General features: G+C 63.1%; 18 protein-coding genes and 1 tRNA gene. 8 read left to right on the top strand and 11 right to left on the bottom strand.

The annotated features are described in order from the left end of the window. Window positions 1-94: 94 nt before the first annotated feature. Window positions 95-724: a Vgb family protein gene (locus MA04_RS06585; RefSeq protein WP_163123812.1), complete on the bottom strand. Its 630-nt coding sequence runs from the start codon at window positions 722-724 to the stop codon at window positions 95-97. Window positions 725-770: 46 nt separating this feature from the next. Further along, the gene (locus MA04_RS06580; RefSeq protein WP_262459862.1) at window positions 771-1991 is read right to left on the bottom strand and encodes a helix-turn-helix domain-containing protein; all 1221 of its coding nucleotides are present in this window, start codon (window positions 1989-1991) and stop codon (window positions 771-773) included. Between the two features lie 450 nt (window positions 1992-2441). On the opposite strand from MA04_RS06580, the gene MA04_RS06575 reads away from it, so the two are divergent. The 3 genes from MA04_RS06575 to MA04_RS06565 are packed head-to-tail and all read left to right on the top strand — an operon-like array spanning window position 2442 to window position 6172. Next, entirely contained in the window at window positions 2442-2912 is a 471-nt protein-coding gene (locus tag MA04_RS06575) for a (2Fe-2S)-binding protein (protein ID WP_163123819.1), read from the top strand. Then, a complete protein-coding gene (locus MA04_RS06570) occupies window positions 2913-5204 on the top strand; it encodes a xanthine dehydrogenase family protein molybdopterin-binding subunit (RefSeq protein WP_262459859.1) in 2292 nt (763 codons plus the stop codon). A gap of 44 nt (window positions 5205-5248) precedes the next feature. Continuing rightward, on the top strand, window positions 5249-6172 hold the full coding sequence (locus tag MA04_RS06565) for an XdhC family protein (RefSeq protein WP_262459858.1): 924 nt from the start codon (window positions 5249-5251) through the stop codon (window positions 6170-6172). A 38-nt stretch (window positions 6173-6210) separates the two neighbouring features. On the opposite strand, the gene MA04_RS06560 is transcribed toward MA04_RS06565, so the two are convergent. Both MA04_RS06560 and ychF read right to left on the bottom strand, forming a co-directional pair. Then, window positions 6211-6801, bottom strand: coding sequence for a nucleotidyltransferase family protein (locus MA04_RS06560; RefSeq protein WP_262459857.1), 591 nt, complete (start codon window positions 6799-6801; stop codon window positions 6211-6213). A 223-nt stretch (window positions 6802-7024) separates the two neighbouring features. Continuing rightward, on the bottom strand, window positions 7025-8116 hold the full coding sequence (ychF, locus tag MA04_RS06555; protein WP_163126469.1) for a redox-regulated ATPase YchF: 1092 nt from the start codon (window positions 8114-8116) through the stop codon (window positions 7025-7027). A gap of 165 nt (window positions 8117-8281) precedes the next feature. Here ychF and MA04_RS06550 point away from each other — a divergent pair, with 165 nt between their 5' ends. Beyond that, on the top strand, window positions 8282-9016 hold the full coding sequence (locus MA04_RS06550) for a glutathione S-transferase family protein (protein WP_262459856.1): 735 nt from the start codon (window positions 8282-8284) through the stop codon (window positions 9014-9016). A 21-nt stretch (window positions 9017-9037) separates the two neighbouring features. On the opposite strand, the gene pth is transcribed toward MA04_RS06550, so the two are convergent. The 7 genes from pth to MA04_RS06515 all read right to left on the bottom strand — a co-directional run bounded on the left by pth (window position 9038) and on the right by MA04_RS06515 (window position 14858). Continuing rightward, the gene (pth, locus tag MA04_RS06545; protein ID WP_163126467.1) at window positions 9038-9622 is read right to left on the bottom strand and encodes an aminoacyl-tRNA hydrolase; all 585 of its coding nucleotides are present in this window, start codon (window positions 9620-9622) and stop codon (window positions 9038-9040) included. Between the two features lie 59 nt (window positions 9623-9681). Continuing rightward, a complete protein-coding gene (locus MA04_RS06540) occupies window positions 9682-10329 on the bottom strand; it encodes a 50S ribosomal protein L25/general stress protein Ctc (RefSeq protein WP_163126466.1) in 648 nt (215 codons plus the stop codon). Between the two features lie 273 nt (window positions 10330-10602). Then, a complete protein-coding gene (locus MA04_RS06535; RefSeq protein ID WP_022996311.1) occupies window positions 10603-11562 on the bottom strand; it encodes a ribose-phosphate pyrophosphokinase in 960 nt (319 codons plus the stop codon). 51 nt (window positions 11563-11613) lie between these two features. Next, window positions 11614-11689, bottom strand: a tRNA-Gln gene (locus MA04_RS06530). A 12-nt stretch (window positions 11690-11701) separates the two neighbouring features. Beyond that, the gene (gene ispE / locus MA04_RS06525; RefSeq protein WP_163126465.1) at window positions 11702-12583 is read right to left on the bottom strand and encodes a 4-(cytidine 5'-diphospho)-2-C-methyl-D-erythritol kinase; all 882 of its coding nucleotides are present in this window, start codon (window positions 12581-12583) and stop codon (window positions 11702-11704) included. After that, the gene (gene lolB / locus MA04_RS06520; protein WP_163126464.1) at window positions 12580-13140 is read right to left on the bottom strand and encodes a lipoprotein insertase outer membrane protein LolB; all 561 of its coding nucleotides are present in this window, start codon (window positions 13138-13140) and stop codon (window positions 12580-12582) included. The genes ispE and lolB overlap by 4 nt, the downstream gene beginning before the upstream one ends. Further along, window positions 13137-14858 (bottom strand): tetratricopeptide repeat protein, encoded by a 1722-nt coding sequence (locus MA04_RS06515; protein ID WP_262459854.1) that lies wholly within the window; start codon window positions 14856-14858, stop codon window positions 13137-13139. The genes lolB and MA04_RS06515 overlap by 4 nt, the downstream gene beginning before the upstream one ends. 219 nt (window positions 14859-15077) lie before the next feature. On the opposite strand from MA04_RS06515, the gene hemA reads away from it, so the two are divergent. From hemA to MA04_RS06495, 4 genes are read left to right on the top strand one after another with little or no spacing between them, the layout of a single operon-like run. Continuing rightward, the gene (gene hemA, locus MA04_RS06510) at window positions 15078-16343 is read left to right on the top strand and encodes a glutamyl-tRNA reductase (RefSeq protein WP_163126462.1); all 1266 of its coding nucleotides are present in this window, start codon (window positions 15078-15080) and stop codon (window positions 16341-16343) included. A gap of 43 nt (window positions 16344-16386) precedes the next feature. Beyond that, on the top strand, window positions 16387-17484 hold the full coding sequence (prfA, locus tag MA04_RS06505; RefSeq protein WP_262459853.1) for a peptide chain release factor 1: 1098 nt from the start codon (window positions 16387-16389) through the stop codon (window positions 17482-17484). Between the two features lie 3 nt (window positions 17485-17487). Next, the gene (gene prmC, locus MA04_RS06500; protein ID WP_262459852.1) at window positions 17488-18309 is read left to right on the top strand and encodes a peptide chain release factor N(5)-glutamine methyltransferase; all 822 of its coding nucleotides are present in this window, start codon (window positions 17488-17490) and stop codon (window positions 18307-18309) included. 42 nt (window positions 18310-18351) lie between these two features. Continuing rightward, window positions 18352-19113, top strand: coding sequence for a HesA/MoeB/ThiF family protein (locus tag MA04_RS06495; RefSeq protein ID WP_262459850.1), 762 nt, complete (start codon window positions 18352-18354; stop codon window positions 19111-19113). The last annotated feature ends 107 nt before the right edge of the window (window positions 19114-19220 follow it).

The raw sequence follows: 19220 nt of genomic DNA, 5'->3' as shown, positions 1-19220 counted from the left end.
GTACGCAACAGTCCAGGCCAAGTGAGATGACCATCCTGTCCCTTGGCCATTTTTCCGGGCGGCTCTTTGATATCGTCGACGATACCCTCCAGCACTATCCCGGGCGGCGTACGGCTCTCAGCTTCCCGCTGCCTCCGCCGCCACAGAAGAAACGGTCCCGGCCATCGGACTCGAGCCCGGACACACCCATTCCGGCCGGCATCTCAATTCGCTCCAGCAGTTCTCCGGTGTCGGAGTCGATACGTCGCAGTTCGCTTTCGTCATTTTCCCAAGTGCCGTGCCATAACTCTCCCTCCAGCCAGGTGACCCCGGTGACAAAGCGGTTGGATTCAAGCGTGTGGAGAATCGCTCCGGTTTCCGGGTCCACCTGATGGATCTTGCGGCTGCGATGCTGGCCCACCCAGAGTACGCCTTCACCCCAGGCGAGCCCCGAGTTGCCGCCTTCGGGAGCGGGGAGGGTAGCGATGATCGAGCCGCTTCGAGGGTCGATCTTCTGGATCTGGTTTCCGCTGATCTGAAATAAATGCTGCCCATCGAAGGCGGTTCCGGCGTCCGCGGGGACGTTCAATGAGCGCCCGGTTTGGCCGCTGTCGGGGTCCAGGGCGGTCAGTGTTTCTCCGGTGGCAAGCCAGACGTGCTGGCCGTCGAAGGACACCCCATGGACGGCGTCGATAGCGGGGAAAGGCCCGTATTCACGGATCAGGTCGGCTGATGATGTGTTCATGCTGTTGTCCTCGTTGCTGCCCGCGTATGGGCCAGGTGCTTTCATCCTAGCCACCCGGCAGCGGGGCCGGGAGTAACAAGGTTGTCGTGAATCCTGGAATGGGGGGAAGCAGCCAGCGGCGGGCGCGACCCCGACCAAAACATTGCACTTTCTCCTCCCGTGCCAGCGATTCAAGGGCTCTCTGCACGGTGCGCTGACTGGCGCCCAGTGCCAGGGCCAGAGCCGAACTTGACCAAGTTTCGCCGTCGGCAAGCAGGGCTAGAATCGCCGCGTGCTTTTCGTCCACCGGAGGGGCGAGCACGGCCACGTCAGTGTCGGGTTCGGGGGTCAGGGTGAAGCCCCGGCGGGTTGCTTTTATTCCGGCGTGACCTCGCAGGCGCTGACGCAGACGCCCGATTTCCACCCGCAGCCGGGCGCGATGGGAATCGTCGGCAAAGCGCGTTCGGAATACCTTCTCAATGAGAACGTCTCTGGGCACGTCTTCCGGCCAGGCCTCGGCCAGCATGCGAGCGAGAGCGAGCAGTATCGGGCGTCCCACGAACAGGATCGAGGTGCCGCCGCTACGGACCTGATGGCGGCATTCATCCACGATCAGCGTATTGGAAGCCAGCAGCGTTTCCACTTCCTCAAGAAGCAGAGCCCGTTGTCGGCCTTTATGAATCAGACGCGCCGCCGGAACCGTCAGAGTGAGTGCGGCCTGTTCCACCTCCGCGATCAGGGCAGGAATACCGCTTTGGCGGGCGGCCGTATCGGCACGGGCGAAAGCGGACCGGGCCCGTCGCGTTTGCAGACGACGCAAAGCAATGCCGGCGATCACCAATTCATGGGCGGCTTGCAGCGGGGGAGGATAGGAAGAGGCATCGATTCCGGACAGTCCCCGCTCCGCTTCGTCAAGACGGCCAAGCAGGAGTTGGCGCCGGATTCGGATATGCCGGGCATGGGCGGCATTGATCCGCTCTCCATGCTTTTCCAGTGTCGATCTTGCCGCCTCGAGGGGTTGTTCGGACCAACCCAGATCGCGCGATGCCAGGGCGATCTCGGCCTGGGCGACAATGCAGCGGGCCCGGGGCAGGGCTTCTTTCTTCCCGAAGGCCCGGGCCGCGGCTTTCAGCAAGGCTCCGGCACGGGGCAGGTCGCCGAGTTGCGCCAACGCGATACCGCGCATGGCAAGCGCGGCGGCGTCATCACGCAGGGCGACCTGATTGAGCGCGGCCAGCGGATCGCCCGCCGCGAGAGCACGCGCCGCCGCCGTGATCAATGAATCCATCGGAATCCCGCCATCTTTGTTACTCACACTGCCGGCTGGCTAGGGCCTGTTCACACTACTTGCATCGCGCCTTCATTGGCGGCTTTTTAGCCACAGCAGGCACGATGCAAGTAGTGTGAACAGGCCCTACATGATCAGTCACATAATAGGCACCGACGAACTCAGAAGGTACAGGCGATTGGCGTGTTCGCGTGCCAGCGTGTTGCGTGTAAGCGTACTGTCTCAAAGCGGTGGGATCGTGGCAGGAACAGGCAAAGGTGCGGTATTGACCTGACATCGCTTTTTAGCGGATGTTGATAAACACCATTCGGAGACGAATGTGGCAAAGAAGCCATGGCACCGTCGTAATCGGATGAGTGTTTTTTTGCACTGTTCTTGATTTGCGGTAGGGGCTCATGCCCTTATTGGTTATGGTCACCACGCTGATTGTGCAACGCAAAGGAGTTCGCCATGCCCCAGCTTAACGTCAATGGCCAGACCAGGGAGGTCGACGTTCCCGACGATATGCCGCTGTTGTGGGTACTGCGCGACGAACTTGGCATGACCGGTAGCAAATTCGGCTGCGGCATGGCGCTGTGTGGCGCCTGCACCATGCACCTGGACGGAGCGCCTGTCCGCTCTTGCGTCACGCCGGTGTCCGCGGCTGCGGGGCGCGCGATTTCGACCATCGAAGGCATGGCGTCCGACCGTGTCGGTCAGGTAGTACAGGACGCCTGGATCGAGAACAACGTGGCCCAGTGCGGCTATTGTCAGGCGGGTCAGATCATGACGGCGGTGGGGCTGCTCAAGACCACACCGGCACCCACGGAAGAACAGATTGACGGCGCCATGGGTGGCAATATCTGTCGCTGTGGCACCTATCCGCGTATTCGCGCCGCTATCTTGCAGGCGGCGGATCGTCTGGCGCAAGGAGACGAATAAATGTCCACGACCGTGCAACTCTCCCGGCGCCGTTTCCTCCAGAGCAGCCTGGGAGCACTGACGCTGGCGGTGACGGCGGGTGGTCTGGTTACCATCGTCAGAGCCGCTGATGCCGATTCCAAGAAGTACGGTGCCGACTCCATGCCGGGCGGTACGGTGGACGATCCTCTGGTCTTCGTGTCCATCGCCGCGGACGGCACGGTCACCATCGTGGCACACCGCGCTGAGATGGGAACCGGCGTGCGTACCAGCCTGCCAATGGTGGTGGCCGATGAAATGGAGGCCAGTTGGGACCGCGTGCAGGTGGTGCAGGCGGAAGCCAACGAGGCTCGCTATGGCAACCAGAATGTGGACGGCTCCCGTAGCATGCGCCATTTTCTGATGCCGATGCGGCGCGCGGGCGCGGCGGCCCGACAGATGTTGGAAGCGGCTGCCGCGGCCCGCTGGTCGGTGTCCGTGTCCGAGGTCAAGGCGGTGCGGCATGAAGTGGTTCACCAGAGCTCCGGGCGACGTCTGGGCTATGGTGAGCTGGCGGCCGACGCGGCCCGGCAACCGGTACCCGGGACGGAACAGCTCAAACTCAAGGCGCGCGCCGACTATCGCTACATTGGCAAGAATCAGGTGCGTCTGGTTGACTTGGAGGCCATCGGCAAGGGGCAGGCCACCTATGGCATGGATATGCGCCTGCCCGGCATGGTCTACGCGGTGGTGGCGCGCCCGCCCGTGGTGGGCGGCAAGCTGCGCCGTTTCGACAGTGAGAAAGCGTTGGCCGTGCCCGGTGTTTTGAAAGTGGTGGAGATTCCCGCTTTCCAGGGGGCGCCGGCATTTCAGCCGCTGGGCGGCGTTGCCGTGGTGGCACGCAACACCTGGGCCGCGATCAAGGGCCGTGAGGCACTGGAGATAGAATGGGACGATGGCCCCAACGGCGGCTACGACTCCGCCGATTTCCGCAAGACGTTGGCGGAGGCTTCACGTGCAACGGGTAAAACCATTCGTGATAACGGTGACACCCTGAGTGTGTGGAACGGCGCCGCCGAGACGGAGCGGTTCGCCGCCGAGTACTACATCCCACACCTGGCGCATGCGTCAATGGAGCCGCCGGTAGCCACCGTGCAAATCAAGGAGGGCCGCGCCGAGGTCTGGACCTCGGTGCAGAACCCGGAGGCGGCACGGACCGCGGTCGCCACCCGGCTGAAGCTCAAGCCGGAAGACGTCAAAGTCAATGTGCTGTTGCTGGGAGGCGGTTTCGGCCGGAAATCCAAGCCGGACTATGTTGATGAAGCGGCCATCGTTGCCCGGGCCATGCCCGAGGGGACACCGGTCAAGCTGGTGTGGACTCGCGAAGACGATATCCACCACGACTACCTGCACACCGTTTCGGCGGAACGGCTGGAAGCGGTCATCGACAAGACCGGCAAGGTTCGGTCCTGGCTGCACCGCAGTGCCGCCCCCACTATCGGCTCGCTGTTCGCCGAAGGTGCCAAGGGGCAGCAGCTTTTCGAGTCGGCCATGTCGGCCATCAACATGCCATATCAAATCCCGAACGTGCGGGTCGAAACCGCTGAGGTTGCCGCCCACGCCCGCATCGGCTGGTTCCGTTCGGTGGCCAATATCCCTCACGCCTTCGCGGCGCAGTGTTTCATCGCGGAACTGGCGCACCGTGCCGGCAAGGACCACCGGCAGTTCGCGCTCGATCTGATCGGTCCAGCACGCCAGATCGATCCCGGCGACATGGCGGACACCTGGAACTACACCGAGTCACCGGAACGCTATCCTTATGACACCGGCCGCTTGCGAGGCGTCATCGAAGCCGCCTGCCAAGGCGCCAAATGGGGGCGCGAGCTTCCCAAGGGGCATGGTCTGGGCCTGGCCTTCTGTTACAGCTTCATGAGCTACACCGCCACCGTGGTCGAGGTGGCCGTGGACGAGAAGGGCCAGGTACGGGTGCTGGCGGTGGATATGGCCATGGATTGTGGTCCGCAGATCAACCCCGAGCGCATTCGCGCACAGATGGAAGGCGGCGCCGTGATGGGGCTGAGTCTGGCGCTCACCAGCGAGATTACCTTCGAGAAAGGGCGTGTAAAGCAGAGTAATTTCCATGACTACCAGGTGCTGCGCCACAATGCCTCGCCGCGGGTGATACGTACCCATCTGGTCAACGATGACCATGATTTGCCGCCTGGCGGTGTGGGCGAGCCGCCGGTGCCACCGGTGGCCCCGGCCCTGTGCAATGCCATCTTCGCCGCCACCGGCAAGCGCGTGCGCAGCCTGCCGGTGGGGACGGTGGCTTGAATGTCGCAAGCCGGGCCACGGATGGATCTGTTTCGGAGCCGGTCTTGAAGGAAAGCCACTGGGTCAACACATCGCCGGTCCGAACGCTGCGGACCGATGATCCGCTGGAACTGCTGAAATTCGCGCGGGCCGGTTTCCGCGGAGGCGGTGTGGCGATCGCCATGCTCGTTGGCATAAGGGGAGGCGCGGCGCGCGCGCTTGGCTCGCAGGTTGTGGTCACCGAGGAGGGCGAATTCGCCGGCTTCGTTTCTGGTGGCTGTGTGGAAGCGGCCGTCGCGGCCGAGGCGCTTCTTGCCATATCCGAGGGTGGTGATCGGTCCGTGCTCTACGGCGAGGGCTCGCCATTTTTTGACATCGTTTTGCCCTGCGGAGGCGGCATCACCGTCGCCATTCATGTGCTCAGAGACATCGACGCCATCGATCAGGTTGTCGAGTGTCTCGGCAAGCGTTGCCCGGCCGGGCTGGCTTACGCACCACAACAGCAATCGTTGAGCTGTGTGGCGCCGCCCGAACAGGCGGGCTGGCACGGCGACACCTTTGTTTCGGTCTATCGTCCGGCGACGCGCGTGGTGATATCGGGGCGCGGCATCGAAGCGGAACGCGTTGCCCTGCTGGCGGAATGCTCGGGCTATGATGCCGTCGTTCTCGACCCCTCCCGGGCCGCGGAAGGGCTGGACGGGGTGGCTGATGCCTATAGCGCCATTGTGCTTCTGCATCACGATCTGGACGCGGAACTGCCGTTCCTGGAAAAGGCGCTGAAGGCTCCGGGCTTTTACCTCGGCGCCCTGGGCAGTACCCGAACCCATCGCAAACGTATCGAACGTTTGCGCGGCCTGGGTTTCAGTGATGAGGAACTGGCCCGGATCAAGGCGCCGATTGGCCTGTTCGGGCCGGCAAGAGAGGCGTCTTCCCTGGCCATTTCGGTGCTCGCCGATGTCGCCGCGACACGCTTGGCGACCTTCGTCTGAATATCGGTAAGGTTGATCGTGCCAGGCGCTGGCGGCGGTCAGTTTTTCAGTACGCCGCCTGCCCGGATGACCGCTTCTGGCGTGTCGACGTCGAGAAGCGCGGCGGGACCGGTTTCCACGTCGACGATCGGCAGCTCCGACCGCTCGACCAATGACCGCGCTCCGCTATCGCCGGACAGGTGCCGCATGGCGCCATAAAGGGCCTTGGGAATGATAACGGGATTGCCCCTTTGTCCGTTGCAGCTTGCGCGCACGATCACATTGCCGCCGTGCTGGCGGAAGGTCCGGACCAGCCGGTCGATGTGATCCGGGTTGATCGCCGGCATATCAGCCAGCATCACCAGAGTGCCGTCCGCTTCCGCGATCGCCTGGTGGGAAAACCCACAGGCAAGCGAGCTCCCCATGCCAGTGGTGTAGGCGGGGTTGAGGAGCGCTTCCACTTCGAGCCCTTGCAGTTCGGCTTCGATTTGCCGGTATCGATGTCCGGTGACGACGATGACCGGGCAAAGGCGGGACGACAACAGGGTTTGCGCTGATCGTCTTACCAGCGCACAGCCGTCGAATTCGGCCAACAGTTTATGTTGTCCGCCTGATCCCATGCGGCGGGCCTCGCCGGCGGCGAGCAGCAAACCGGCAACCGCGATCTTCCCACCTGGCACCGATAGCCCTCTTATCCGTATTCAGGAAAGGCAGTATGGCGCCGTCCCATTGAAAGTTAAACGGTGTCTATCCGTAAGCAGGCTGCTGTCTGATTGAAGGTGGGCTGAAAGGTTCATGGGCGGAAACCGGCGGGGCGGTTTCCGCCTGACGGGCGGGCTGGTCCTGGTCGCCTGTGGCGCGGAGCAAGCAGGATCAGACGTTGAAGCGGAAGTGCACCACGTCGCCATCCTTGACCACGTACTCCTTGCCTTCCAGGCGCCACTTGCCGGCGTCCTTGGCGCCTTGTTCGCCGTTGTAGGCGACATAGTCGTCGTAGGCGGTGACCTCGGCGCGGATAAAGCCTTTTTCGAAGTCGGTGTGGATGACGCCGGCGGCTTGCGGGGCGGTGGCGCCGACCTTGACGGTCCAAGCGCGTACTTCCTTTTTGCCGGCGGTGAAATAGGTGTGCAGGCCGAGCAGGGTGTAGCCGGCGCGGATCACCCGGTTCAGGCCAGGCTCTTCCATGCCCAGGTCCGCCAGGAAATCGGCTTTTTCGTCATCGTCCAACTCGGCGATTTCCGCTTCGATTTTGGCGCAGATTGGCACTACCGACGCGTTTTCCTTTTCCGCCAGTTCCCGCACCGCGTCCAACAGCGGGTTATTGTCGAAGCCGTCCTCGTCCACGTTGGCGATGTACATGGTGGGTTTGAGGGTGAGCAGGTTGAGACTGCGCAGTTGCTTGCGTTCGTCGTCGCTCAGTTCGACGGCCCGGGCTGGTTCGCCTTCGTTCAACATCGGCAGCACCTTGTCCAGTACCGGCAACAGTGCCTGAGCTTCCTTGTTCTGGCCTTTGGCGGCCTTGGTAGCGCGTTGATGGGCGCGTTCCACGGTGTCCAGATCGGCCAGCGCCAGTTCAGTATTGATGACGGCGATGTCGTCCAGTGGCGACACCTTGCCGGACACGTGGATCACGTTTTCGTCATCGAAGCAGCGGACCACATGGGCGATGGCGTCGGTTTCGCGAATGTTGGCCAGGAACTGATTACCCAGGCCTTCGCCCTTGGAGGCGCCGGCCACCAGGCCGGCGATGTCGACGAATTCCATGGTGGCCGGCAGCACCCGTTCCGGGTTGACGATGGCGGCCAGCTTATCCTGCCGTGGATCAGGGATGGGCACCACGCCGGTGTTCGGCTCGATGGTGCAAAAAGGGAAGTTTTCGGCGTCGATGCCCGCCTTGGTCAAGGCGTTGAAAAGAGTGGACTTGCCCACGTTGGGGAGTCCCACGATGCCGCACTGAATACCCATAGCCATACCTCCACGTTCGAGGGCGCAATGCTACTCAAGCCGTCGGCAAAAAGCGACCGTCCCGGCGGGTTGCCAGGGAGCCGGGGCGGCCAGGCGCTGGCGCCGGGAGGGCGGCTATGAGGCGCCGCTAGACTGGTCGGTCAGAAAACCAAGAGTCTGATGATCATGCGTATCCTTTACCAGTTTCCCATTTCCCATTACTGCGAGAAAAGCCGTTGGCAATTGGAGCATAAGGGACTGGCCTACGAGACCCGTGACCTGCTGCCCGGGGCGCACTGGCCACGGACCCGCTGGCTGGCCCGGATCGGTACCGTGCCGGTGTTGCGCGACGGTGATCGCAAGGTGGGGGATTCCACCAAAATCGCCTATTACCTGGAGAAGTACTATCCCGAGCGCTCCCTGATTCCCGAGGATGCGGCTTCGCGTCACCGGGTCATTGAACTGGAGCAGCAGTTCGATCGCCTGGGTGTCCATCTGCGAACCTGGATGTACGGGCATGTGCTGGATCGCCCGGAAACCATGGAGTTACTGCTGGCACCGGCGGGAATGGCCCCCTGGCTGACACGATTGCTGGCGCCGCCATTGCGTGAAGCCATCCGCCGCAAATACGCCATCAATCCGAAATCGGTGGTTTATGCCGGTGAGCGGGTGGAGGACGGTCTGACCCTGGTGGAGACGCTGCTGGTACAAAACGGGGGAGACTATCTGGTGGGGGATCGTCTGACGCTGGCGGACATTACCGCCGCCAGTCTGCTGGCGCCGATGATGGGAATTGCCGGTACCCCTTGGGAAGGGATCGAGGTTTCCAGCTTGCCGGAGCCGGTCCGGCATCAGTTCCGGTTGGTCCGTGAACGCCCTGCCGGGCAATGGGTGAAGGAACGTTACCTGCGTGATAGATAGTGCGGGGCGTGGATCCGGAGGTCAGGCGCGAAAGCCGTTCAGGTGGTTCATGGCGCTGTTCAGATCGCCGCGCAGCAAATCGGGGGTATAACGCACCGCTTCGTCGATGGCGTGTTCAATAAGCGTACGGTCGGCGGTGGACGGCTTGTTAAGCACATGGGGCGTGACCAGCTGGGCGCTGCCCGGGTGGCCGATGCCGATGCGCAGCCGGTAAAAGTTCCGGTTGTTGCCGTGGCGGCTGATGATGTCCTTGAGGCCATTGTGGCCGCCGTGCCCGCCGCCTTGCTTGAACCGGGCGGTGCCGGGCGGCAGATCCAGTTCATCATGGGCGACCAGGATTTGCTCGGTGGGGATCTTGAAGAAGTTGGCCAGGGCGGAGGTGGATTGGCCGCTGCGGTTCATGAAGGTGGTGGGGACCAGCAGGCGGATGGTTTCGCCCTCGAAGGTAAAAGTACCGGTGACGCCGAAGTACTTCTTCTCCTCGTTGAGGTGAACCCCATGGGCACGGGCCAGCGCGTCCACGTACCAGACGCCAGCGTTGTGGCGGGTCTGCTCGTATTCCTGCCCCGGGTTGCCGAGGCCGACGATCAGTTGAACCTGTGCCATTTCCTTATCCTGGAATCAAAAAAAACGGGGGCCGAGGCCCCCGTTTCGTCTCGGGCCGATTATTCCTGGCCTTCGCCTTCTTCCGCCTCGCCGCCTTCTTCGGCGTCGTCGCTACCGCCACGCACTTTCGGTTTGTGCACCGCGGCTACCGGCTGGTCGTGGCTCTCGCCGTGGCTCAGCTCGACCAGGGTCACGCCTTTCGGCAGCACCAGATCGGACAGGTGAACCACCTGCTCCAGTGCGACGTCGGCCATGTCCACTTCGATGAATTCCGGCAGGTCCTGCGGCAGACAGCTGACCTGAACCTCGGACACATTATGGTGGATTTCACCGCCTTCCTTCTTCACGCCGACGCTGGTTTCTTCGTTAATGAAGTGCAGCGGAACGGTCATGGTGATGGCATGGCTGGTGTCCACGCGCAGAAAGTCAGCGTGGATCGGGAAGCCGCTGGACGGATGGCGCTGCAGATCACGCAGTACCGCCTGGTGCTCTTTGCCTTCCAGTTGCAGGGTCAGCACGTGGCTGTAGAAGGCTTCGTTTTCCAGGGCTTTGCGCAGCTCGCGCATTTCCAGGGACAACATGGTGGGCTCGGCGGTACCACCGTAGAGAACGGCGGGAACCCGGTCTTGCAGACGACGCAGGCGGCGGCTCGCACCTTTCCCCTTGTCGCTGCGTGCTTCAGCGTTCAGTACAAACTCATTGCTCATGAGTGTTCTCCAGTAAAGCTCCACGGCACCCCGCGACCAGGCGCACCGGGAGGGATCAGTCGAATAAAACCGGCAACGGGCCGGAAGGGGGCGGATTATGCCGGAAAAGGCCGCCGGACGCCAGATGCCCCGGCCAATACGCTTTCTGTGGGAGCTTGCTTGCAAGCGAATGGGGCTCACTCGAACGATTGGAAATATTCGCTTGCAAGCAAGCTCCCACAGCGGCTAAAGATTACCTGTTTTTGCTTTTTGTCTTTCCGCTGTCGACTGCCTTCACACCAGTTCCAGGCGGTCGAACATGGCGGACAGAGACTCCTCATTGTTCACCCGGCGTACCGTTTCAGCCAGGATCGGCGCCAGGCTGAGCACGCGGATGTTGGGGCAGGCTTCGCCTTCCGGGGACAGCGGGATACTGTCGGTGACCACCAACTGATCCAGAGGGCTGTTGCGGATATTGTCGATGGCCGGACCGGACAGTACCGCGTGGGTGCAGTAGGCGTAGACCTTGGCGGCGCCGTGGTCTTTCAAGGCCTGGGCCGCCTTGCACAGGGTGCCGGCGGTATCGACGATATCGTCCACCAGGATGCAGGTGCGGCCTTCGACTTCACCGATGATGTGCATGACCTGGGATTCATTGGCTTTCGGGCGACGCTTGTCGATGATCGCCAGATCCAGGTCATTGAGCTGCTTGGCCAGGGCACGGGCGCGAACCACACCGCCCACGTCCGGGCTCACCACCATGGCGTCGTCGTACTTCTGGCGCTCGATATCGGCCACGAACAGCGGTGTGGCGTAGACGTTGTCCACCGGAATATCGAAGAACCCTTGAATCTGATCGGCGTGCAGATCCACCGTCACCACCCGGTCAATGCCCACCGCGGTGATCATGTCGGCCACCACCTTGGCGGTGATCGGTACCCGCGCGGAGCGCACCCGGCGGTCCTGACGGGCATAGCCGAAGTAGGGCATGACGGCGGTGATGCGGCCAGCGGAGGAGCGGCGCAATGCATCCGCCATCACCAGCACTTCCATCAGGTTGTTATTGGTGGGGTTGCAGGTGGACTGGACGATGAACACGTCCTTGCCGCGCACATTCTCCTGGATGTCCACCGCGACTTCGCCGTCGCTGAAGGTGCCGACTTCGGCATCACCCAGGGGAAGGCTAAGGTGTCTGGCCATGGCGTCGGCCAGAACCGGGTTGGCGTTACCGGAAAAGATGACGAGTTTGGACACTGGCGTCCCCTAGGATGTTGAAAGTACCGTTTTGAAGTACTACAGGAAAGATGGCTGGGGTACCAGGACTCGAACCTGGGAATGACGGGATCAAAACCCGTTGCCTTACCAACTTGGCGATACCCCAACACTAACTTGCTCAGGACGTTCCTGAATTCTGTCTGGCCCGAAGCGTTGCCAGTGCCTCCCGGAGAGGGGAGATTTGTTTGCTTCGTGCCACAAAACCTGTCCAGTGCTGTGGCAACCTCGGCAGCAATTGCCGGGCTGCTTGCTCACCGGCAAGGCGTGCGAAACAGCAGGCGCCGGTGCCGGTCATGCGGGCGTTGCCCGCTTCTCGCTGGAGCCAGTCCAGGGCTTCCGCTATGGGCGGAAAGTGCCGTTTGGCCACGCTTTCACAGTCGTTTTGCAGACTGTCCAAGGAGCCCCTGTCCAGCGAGGCCGGTACTGTAATGGGGGGTGTGTGCCTTGTCAATTCCTTGTCGCTGAAAATTCGAGCGGTCGGAACGGCAATGCCGGGATGCACCACCAGAAACCATTCCTCGGGTATGAACACCGGGGTCAGGCGCTCGCCGACGCCTTCCGCCCAGGCACTGTGGCCGGCCACGAACACCGGTACATCGGCACCCAGTTTCAGCCCCAGGGCGATTAATTCCGCCTCTTCCAGGTTCAGATCCCAAAGCAGGTTCAGGCCGCACAAGGTGGTGGCCGCGTCGGAGGAGCCGCCGCCGACCCCGCCCCCGGTTGGCAGTCGTTTTTGCAAGCGCAGGCGCGCGCCCTGGCGGCAGCCGGTGTGCTCCTGCAGAAGCCGGGCGGCCCGCAGTACCAGATTGTCGTCATCGGAGGGCAAATCGGGATCGTCACACTGGAGGTCGAGATGAGAGTGCGGTTCAAAGTGGAGACGATCGCCATGGTCCAGCATCACGAACAGGGTTTGTAGCTCGTGGTAGCCGTCCTCCCGGCGTCCGGTGATATGCAAAAACAGATTCAGTTTGGCCGGAGCCGGCAGATCGAAGGTGGTCATGGCAGAGGGCGCCAGTCGCGGATCAACAAGGTGAACCGGTTGCCGTCCTGCTCCGCCTTGATGCGATGGGGCAGGGTGACCCGGCCCACCGGCTGATAACGGTCGAATTGCAGTTGCCAGCCTAGTTGATTCAGGGTGATCAGATTGCCGGCTTGATCGCGGTCGCTTTGCGCTGGCGCGCCCGGCCAGACCAGACCGCGGCTCCAGTACTCCAGCGCCGATACTGGCAACCAGAATCCGGTCAGATGCCAGGCCAGCTCCCCGGGGGTGCGGGCCTGCCATTCGCCCTTGGCGGTGCGCAGATGGGCCAGCCCCGGGTCCCAGCGCAGTTCGGCGCTGCCGAAACCCAGAGGGCCGGAAAACTGGATCTCGCCCTGGCGCGGCGTTTGATGCCAGTCGAAGGTGGCGGAGCCGCCGTCGGCTTCGGTGCGGTAGCCCAGTTTGCCGGACATGCGCCACTTCAGGATCTGGTCGGGACGGGTGAAATCAGTGCTGACCGGCTGCTGCTGACAGGCGGCCAGCAGCAAGGCCAGTGCCACGGCGGCGATGCGCATCATAACGACACTCCCAGACGTTGCAGGGTGCCGTGCAGCAGTTCGCTCTCCGGGTCGTCGGCGAGGGCATCGCGCCAGACTGTGCGGGCTTCGTTGCGTTGACCGAGATTCCACAATACCTCGCCGAGATGGGCGGCGACCTCGGCGTCCGGAAACTGGGCGTAGGCCCGCTGCAGATAATCCAGCGCCTGTTGGGGGCGCCCCAGCCGGAACAGCACCCAGCCCATGGAGTCGAGAATGGCAGGATGGTCCGGCTCCTGTTCCAGGGCCTGGCGGATCATGTCGTGGGCCTGATCCAGATTGATGCCCAGATCCGCCCAGGTGTAGCCCAGGGCATTGAGAGCATCGGTATTGTCCGGACTCAGCGCCAGCACCTTGCGCAGATCACCGGTGGCCTGGTCCCAATCCTTGAGCAAGGTGGCGGTCATGGCGCGGGCGTACAGCAGATCGGGATCATCGGGTTGCTCGCCGACGGCTTCATTCAGCAGGGCCATGGCCCCGGGCACGTCGCCGGTATCGGTGCGGATCTCCGCCTCGGTGACGTACAGCAGCGAAGTGTGGGTCGGGTGCTGTTGCACCAGACTGGTCATCAGGGCGTGGCCCTTGGCGGTCTGGCCGCGTTCGTACATCAGCCGTACCGCCTGCACCCGGGCGGGCAGGGTCTGAGGGCCCTGCACCTGCATATAAAGGTCGATGGCCTGGCTTGGCACGCCCTGCTGTTCCGCCGCCTGGGCCAGCTGCATGCGCACCTCATCCGGACGGTAACCCTGATCCAGCAAGGCCTGGAGGCGCTCCTGTGCCACCTCGGCGGCGCCGGACTCCAGTGCCATCAGGGCCAGGGAATACTGCAGATCCAGGTCGTCCGGGTCCTGGGCGGCGAGAATCTCCAGTTGCTCCTCGGCGCGTTCGTGCTCGCCATCGGCCAACAGCACACGAACATAGGCCAGGCGGTAACGGCGTTGCTCCGGTGCTTTTTTGACGATCTTGCGCAGATGCCGCTGGGCGCGCTTTTGTTGGCCCATGTCATGCCAGAGCTGGGCCTTGAGCAGCAGTGCTTCGTCATGATCCGGGTTGAGCTTGAGGGTTTTGTCGGTGGCCTCCATGGCCCCTTCCAGATCGCCTTGCTCACGCCGCTCCAGGGCCCGCGCATACCACAGCGGGGCATGTTCCGGGTAGCGGTCGGCCAGGCTGGACAGGGCATGGAGTAATTCCCGATTGCCCTGTTGGTCCAGGTTCTGAGCCTCCGCCACCAGCGGTACCAGGGCTTCGGTGCCATGATGGGCCACCAATTGGTCCACATGAGCCGCGGCGGCGTCGCCGTCACCGAGTTGGATATCGGCAAGAGCGGCCAGGCGCAGCGCGTCAGGGTCTTGCGGGGAATGCCGCAGCCATTGGTTGGATAGTGCCCGGGCCTGCTCGAAGTGGCCGAGATAGGCGGCCAGTTGGGTGGCCTGGCCAAGCACCCTGGGGTCGCCGGTACGCTCCGCCACTGGGGCATAGTAATCCAGGGTCAGAGCCAGCGCCTGGCGCTGGGCGGCGGTTTCCGCCACCAGTAGATCACCGATATCGGTGCCATCGTACTCGATCGGCCGGGTGGGGGGCGTGGGCTCGGCGGTGGCGGCGGGAGCCTCGACCCGGGGGGCCGGACTGGCGCAACCGCCAAGTAAGAAACTGGCGATCAGTGGCGGGATCGCGGCAAAAAACGGCGAACGTGGTTTCATCGAACTCGCTGTCACGGCACGGGTGAGCGGCTATCATGGCACAGACATTTGCGTCACCCAAGGGGCCTCTCCCCGGGTTTCCCGCTGCTGATCCTGGGCTTGGTGGCGTGGTGGTGTATAGACTATAAACAGGCTCTCATTGTTTCCACGGGCGCTTTCGCGCAAAATGCGTGACCCTTGCGCGTGTAGCCAACCCAGGCCGGGTCGTCGTCGTTTCTTATGAATCTCTTCGCAGTCGGGGTCAATCACACCACCGCGGACGTGGAGTTGCGCGAGCAACTGGCGTTTTCAGCGGATCAGGCCGACCAGGTGCTGGCCGTCTTGCGCGATGAGCTGCCCGGCGTTCGCGAAGCGGCGCTATTGTCCACCTGTAATCGCACCGAACTTTATTGCCTGGTGGACGGCCCCATCCCCGACTTCAGCGACTGGCTGGCCCGTGCCCGGCGCATGTCCTCGCAGCGTCTGCGTGATGTGGTCTATCAGTATCGGGACGAGCAGGCGCTGGAACATATGATGCGCGTGGCCGGCGGGCTCGATTCCCTGGTTTTGGGGGAACCCCAGATTCTCGGGCAGATGCGTGAGGCCTATGCCCGTGCTCACGAGGCCGGCCTGCTTAACAGCGAACTGGGGCGAGTGTTCCAGGACGTTTTCTCGGTGGCCAAACGTATTCGCACCGAAACCGGTATTGGCGCCAATCCGGTGTCGGTGGCCTATGCCGCGGTCTCCTTCGCCCGGCACATTTTCTCCGACCTGAAGAAGAGCCGGGCACTGTTGATCGGCGCCGGGGAAATGATCCAACTGGTGGCCCGGCATCTGCATGAGCAGCAGGTGCGGGAGATCGTCATTGCCAACCGGACATTGGAACGGGCCAGTGAACTGGCGGCCGAAGTGGCGGGACGCGCCATCGGTCTGGAAGAATTGCCGGTGGCGCTGGAGCACGCGGACATCGTCATTTCCTGCACCGCTTCGCCACTGCCGGTGCTGGGCAAAGGCACGGTGGAACGGGCGCTGAAACGGCGCCGGCACCGCCCCATGTTCATGGTGGACATTGCCGTGCCCCGGGATATCGAGCCGGAAGTGGGTAAATTGGACGACGTCTATTTATATACGGTGGATCACCTTCAGGAAGCCATCGAGGAAAATGTACGCGCCCGTCAGGAAGCCGCGCGCGAGGCCGGTGAGCTGATCCGCGAGGCGGTGCACCGTCATCGTCGTTCGCGTCGTGAGCAACGTGCCGCCGGTGTGTTGCGTGATTATCGACAACAGCGTGGGGTGCTGGCGGACCAGGAACTGGAACGCGCGTTGTCGCAGCTGCAGAACGGCGCCGATCCGGAGGACGTACTACGCCGCTTCAAGCACAATCTGGTCAACAAATGGCTGCACCAGCCCAGCGTGTCACTGCGGCGGATGGCCGCCGAAGGTCGTGTGGAGGATCTGCGCACCGCCCGGGAACTGCTGCTCGGCGACGAGCCCGATCAGACCTGACGCCGCGTCGCCCGATCCCTCTTTTTCAACATCGGAAACCTCTATGAAAGCTTCGCTGAGCGCCAAGCTCGAGAAATTGACGGAACGTTTCGAGGAACTGAGCGGCCTGCTGTCCGACCCGGACGTCATCGCCGAGCAGAAGCGCTTTCGTGCCTTTTCCAAGGAATACGCGGAGCTGGAACCGGTGGTACGGGGATTCCGGGAGTATCGAGCCACTCAGGACAACCTGGAAACCGCCCGTGCGCTCACCGAGGACAGCGACCCGGAAATGCGCGCCATGGGCCAGGAAGAAGTGCGCGAGGCGCAGGCACGTCTGGAGCAACTGGAAAGCGACCTGCAACGGGCGATGCTGCCCAGGGACCCCCGTGACAATGCCGGGGTTTACCTGGAAATCCGTGCCGGCACCGGCGGTGATGAGGCGGCTCTGTTCGCCGGCGATCTGTTTCGCATGTATTCCCGCTACGCCGACCAGCGTGGCTGGAAAGTGGAAACGGTCAGCGCCAGCGAGGGTGAACACGGTGGTTATAAGGAGGTGATCGCACGGGTGATGGGCGACGGCGTTTATTCCCGCCTCAAGTTCGAATCCGGTGCCCATCGGGTGCAACGTGTCCCCGCCACCGAATCCCAGGGTCGCATCCATACTTCCGCCTGCACCGTGGCGGTGATGGCGGAGGCCGAGGAGGCCGGTGATATCGAGATCCGCAACGAGGATTTGCGCATCGACACTTATCGTTCCTCCGGCGCCGGCGGCCAGCACGTCAACACTACCGACTCGGCGGTACGGATCACCCACTTGCCCACCGGGGTGGTGGTGGAATGCCAGGACGAACGCAGTCAGCACAAGAACAAGGCCAAGGCCATGTCCCTGCTGAAAGCACGTTTGCTGGACGCTCGCGAAAGCGCCTCCCAGGCGGAACAGGCCGCCCAGCGCAAGTCTCTGGTGGGGTCCGGTGACCGCTCCGAGCGTATCCGCACCTATAATTTCCCCCAGGGCCGCCTCACCGATCACCGCATCAACCTGACCCTGTACCGTCTCAACGAAATCGTCGCCGGTGACATGGACGAAGTGCTGGACGCGCTGCTCGCCGAACATCAGGCGGAACAACTGGCGGCGTTGGCGGGCGCCGGTGGTGCGGAGTAACCGGTGCGCATCGACCAGGCGTTGCGAGAGGCCCGTTCCCGTTTGCGGGCCTCGCCCAGTGCGGCGCTGGATGCCGAGTGTCTGCTGGCCCATGTACTGTCCCAATCCCGCACCTATCTGTTCACTTGGCCGGAACGGACCCTGAGCGAATCCCAGCAGCGGCGCTTCCTGGAATTGCTGGCTCGCCGTGAAACTGGTGAGCCGGTGGCTTATCTGATCGGCGAGCGGGAGTTTTATGGGCGGTTGTTCAAGGTTACCCCGGATACTCTGATCCCGCGCCCGGACACTGAAACCCTCATTGACGCCGTGCTGGAGCGGCTGCCGGAATCGCCGTTGCGGGCGGTGGACCTGGGCACGGGCACCGGCGCCATCGGCATTACTCTGGCGCTGGAAAGGCCGGCCTGGTCGGTGTTGCTGGTGGATATCAGCGATGCCGCCCTGCGGGTGGCGAAGGACAATGCCCGGGCTCTGGGAGCGGAAGTTGGGGTCGTCGGCGGAACCTGGCTGGAGGCGCTGCCCGGCCCGTTTGAGCTGATCGTATCCAACCCGCCTTATGTCGATCCCGAAGACCCGCATCTGGGGCAAGGGGATGTCCGCTATGAACCGCGTACCGCCCTGGTGGCGGCGGAACGGGGGCTGGCGGATATTCGCGTGCTTGCCGATCAGGCAATAACGCGCCTTGTGGAAGGCGGTTGGCTGGTGCTGGAGCATGGTTATGATCAGGGAGAGGCGGTGCGCACCCTGTTGACGGAGCGAGGGTATCGCGAGGTGGAGACGCTCTGCGATCTGGGAGGACAGGATCGCGTTACTTTCGGGCAAAGATAACGGCGCTGACCCTAACCGGGGCCGACGATAGGCGGAGACACCATGTTCAACGACGACCAGTTAATGCGCTACAGCCGCCAATTGCTGCTGGCGGACTTCGATCTGGACGGTCAGGAAGCGCTGAGTCGCGCCCGGGTGCTGTTGGTGGGATGCGGCGGTCTGGCCAATCCGGCCGCCCTGTATCTGGCCGGCGCCGGTGTCGGCGGTTTGTTGCTGGTGGACGACGACCGCGTGGAAGTCTCCAACCTGCATCGTCAGGTGGCTTTCCGCGCCGATCAGGTGGGAGAGCACAAGGCCCTGGCTCTGGCGGCGCAATTGCGTTCGTTGAATCCCGATGTGCCGGTCACCCCCGTGGTGGTCCGTGTCGATGCCGCCTGGCTCGATCAACAACTGTCGGAGGTGGATCTGGTGTTGGATTGCACCGACAACTTCGCTACCCGGCAAGCGGTCAATGCCGCTTGCGTGCGTCATCGCAAACCGCTGGTGAGCGGCGCCGCCATTCGTCTGGAAGGACAGATCGCCGCGTTCGATCTGCGGCAAGCCGACAGCCCCTGCTACGCCTGTTTGTTTGGCGACGGTACCGAAGGGGATTTGCTGTGCAGCGAGGCGGGGATTCTGGGACCGGTGGTGGGTGCCGTGGGCACCCTGCAGGCACTGCTGGCCATGCATTTGCTCACCGGCACGCCGGTGGCTCCGCAACTTCACGTCTTTGATGGCCGTACTCTGAGCTGGCGGCAATTGGCACTGCGCAAGGACCCGCATTGCCCGGTGTGCGGCGATCCCGTCGCCGGGGAAGACGGATGATCAGACTCCGGAGACATGGATTGGCGTTGTCTTCGCGGCCAAGGCCGCTTCCCACAGCGGGAACTGCAAAGTCACTGTGGGAAGCGGCTTTGGCCGCGAATGGAGGG

The organism is Alloalcanivorax balearicus MACL04, from assembly GCF_025532145.1.
In the GTDB taxonomy this organism is placed as follows: domain Bacteria; phylum Pseudomonadota; class Gammaproteobacteria; order Pseudomonadales; family Alcanivoracaceae; genus Alloalcanivorax; species Alloalcanivorax balearicus.
This window is presented reverse-complemented; position numbering and strand designations above follow the sequence as displayed.

Coding starts and splice junctions, on each gene's coding strand:
- MA04_RS06585 (WP_163123812.1), bottom strand. CDS start 724: ATGAACACATCATCAGCCGACCTGATCCGTGAATACGGGCCTTTCCCC.
- MA04_RS06580 (WP_262459862.1), bottom strand. CDS start 1,991: ATGGATTCATTGATCACGGCGGCGGCGCGTGCTCTCGCGGCGGGCGAT.
- MA04_RS06575 (WP_163123819.1), top strand. CDS start 2,442: ATGCCCCAGCTTAACGTCAATGGCCAGACCAGGGAGGTCGACGTTCCC.
- MA04_RS06570 (WP_262459859.1), top strand. CDS start 2,913: ATGTCCACGACCGTGCAACTCTCCCGGCGCCGTTTCCTCCAGAGCAGC.
- ychF (WP_163126469.1), bottom strand. CDS start 8,116: ATGGGTATTCAGTGCGGCATCGTGGGACTCCCCAACGTGGGCAAGTCC.
- MA04_RS06550 (WP_262459856.1), top strand. CDS start 8,282: ATGCGTATCCTTTACCAGTTTCCCATTTCCCATTACTGCGAGAAAAGC.
- pth (WP_163126467.1), bottom strand. CDS start 9,622: ATGGCACAGGTTCAACTGATCGTCGGCCTCGGCAACCCGGGGCAGGAA.
- MA04_RS06540 (WP_163126466.1), bottom strand. CDS start 10,329: ATGAGCAATGAGTTTGTACTGAACGCTGAAGCACGCAGCGACAAGGGG.
- ispE (WP_163126465.1), bottom strand. CDS start 12,583: ATGACCACCTTCGATCTGCCGGCTCCGGCCAAACTGAATCTGTTTTTG.
- lolB (WP_163126464.1), bottom strand. CDS start 13,140: ATGATGCGCATCGCCGCCGTGGCACTGGCCTTGCTGCTGGCCGCCTGT.
- MA04_RS06515 (WP_262459854.1), bottom strand. CDS start 14,858: ATGAAACCACGTTCGCCGTTTTTTGCCGCGATCCCGCCACTGATCGCC.
- hemA (WP_163126462.1), top strand. CDS start 15,078: ATGAATCTCTTCGCAGTCGGGGTCAATCACACCACCGCGGACGTGGAG.
- prfA (WP_262459853.1), top strand. CDS start 16,387: ATGAAAGCTTCGCTGAGCGCCAAGCTCGAGAAATTGACGGAACGTTTC.
- MA04_RS06495 (WP_262459850.1), top strand. CDS start 18,352: ATGTTCAACGACGACCAGTTAATGCGCTACAGCCGCCAATTGCTGCTG.